General features: G+C 67.2%; 2 protein-coding genes. Both read right to left on the minus strand.

What is annotated here, in order from left to right; all coding sequences use genetic code 11:
- On the minus strand, nucleotides 1-925 hold a 925-nt coding region (locus tag DBR22_RS03680; RefSeq protein ID WP_108597835.1), incomplete at its 3' end, for an acyl-CoA dehydrogenase family protein.
- A gap of 2 nt (nucleotides 926-927) precedes the next feature.
- A partial coding sequence (locus tag DBR22_RS03685; protein ID WP_146187366.1) for an acetyl-CoA carboxylase biotin carboxyl carrier protein subunit occupies nucleotides 928-1618 on the minus strand: 691 nt, incomplete at its 5' end.

Here is a 1618-nt window from a genome sequence, read left to right on the forward strand (position 1 = left end):
GGCGGGAGGTGTGCGCGCGTGCCTGCATACGGGCAATCTTGAAAGCGATGGCCTGGTGCTTGCCGATGTTCTGGCCGAAGGCGCTGCGTTCCTTGGCGTATTTCACCGACAGGTCCACGCAGCCCTGGGCTGCGCCGGTGGCCAGGGCTGCGATGGCAATCCGGCCTTCATCCAGGATCGAGAGGAAGTTGGCGTAACCCCGTCCCTCCTCGCCGAGCAGGTTCTCCTCCGGCACACGGACATCCTTCAGCGTCAGCGGGTGGGTATCCGAGGCGTTCCAGCCCACCTTGTTGTAGGCCTTCTCGGCCTTGAAGCCCGGCGTGCCGGTAGGCACCAGGATCGTTGATATCTCCTTCTTCAGGCTGCCGTCCGGGCGCTCTTCCTGGCCCGTGACCGCAGTGACCGTGACCAGGCGGGTGATGTCGGTGCCGGAGTTGGTGATGAACTCCTTGTTGCCGTTGATGACCCACTCCGTCCTGTCACCGACAGTCTCGCGCCGGGCATGTGTTTTGGTGCCGCCGGCGTCCGAGCCGGCCTCCGGCTCTGTGAGGCCGAAGCCGGCGAGCGCCTGGCCTGAGGCCAGCATCGGCAGCCACTCCTCCTTCTGGGCATCCGAGCCAAACCGGTAGATCGGCATGGCGCCCAGCGATACACCGGCTTCCAGGGTGATGGCCACGGACTGGTCCACCCTGCCCAGCTGTTCGAGGGCGAGCGCCAGGGCAAAATAGTCACCGCCCATGCCGCCGAACTCTTCCGGGAAGGGGAGGCCGAAGAGCCCCATGTCCGCCATCTGCTTGACGACTTCGTAGGGGAAGCTGTGCTCCTCGTCGTGTTTAGCGGAAACCGGCGCCACCACTTCGTCGGCGAATTCGCGGACGGTGTTGCTGAGGTCCTGGTATTCCTCGCTGAGTTCGAAATCTGCCATGGCTAGGCTCCCTTGATTGGGTGGTGAGTTGTCGGGTGGATGGTGGCGAGGACCTGGTCGAGCCTGACGAGGTCGCCGGCCTTGGCGCTGATGTGGACGGTGCCGGCCACTTCGGCTGCCAGCTGGTGTTCCATCTTCATGGCCTCCACGGAGAGGAGCAGCTGGCCGGCCGTGACGGTATCGCCGTCGGTGACGGCAACGGACACCACCGTGCCCGGCATGGGCGAGCGGACCTCCGGGTCCGCGGCGCCTTCCTCGCGGTGGATGGCAGCCAGGACCCTGGCGAGCCGCGTCTCCCTCGTCAGCAGCTCCAGCCGGCAGGACCAGCCCTCGTTGCCCAGGAACAGTTCCGTGGGCCAGGCGGGGGTGGGGTTGTCCCACGTGGGGGTTACCGGACCCCGGTAGACCGGTGCGAGGGAATATCGCGTTTCCTGCCCATCGAGGACCAGGACGGCGTGCCTGCGTGAGCTGAACTCCAGCGAGGCCCGGCGTTCAGGGCCGTTGTCCACGGTGACGCGGACGGGCCCGTCCGGAACGCGGCCGCCGGATACCCGTACCGTTGAGACGCCGCCGTCGGGCGTTCCGAGGCTGATCCGCCGGGCCGCCGGGCCGCCAAGCCGCCAGCCGGTGCTGTTCCGCCACGGTCCGGACGGGGCCGGTGTGTTGTCCTGGTCCTCCTGCGTGAGCGCGTAC

It is taken from the genome of Arthrobacter sp. HMWF013, assembly GCF_003061105.1.
Classification (GTDB): Bacteria; Actinomycetota; Actinomycetes; order Actinomycetales; family Micrococcaceae; genus Arthrobacter.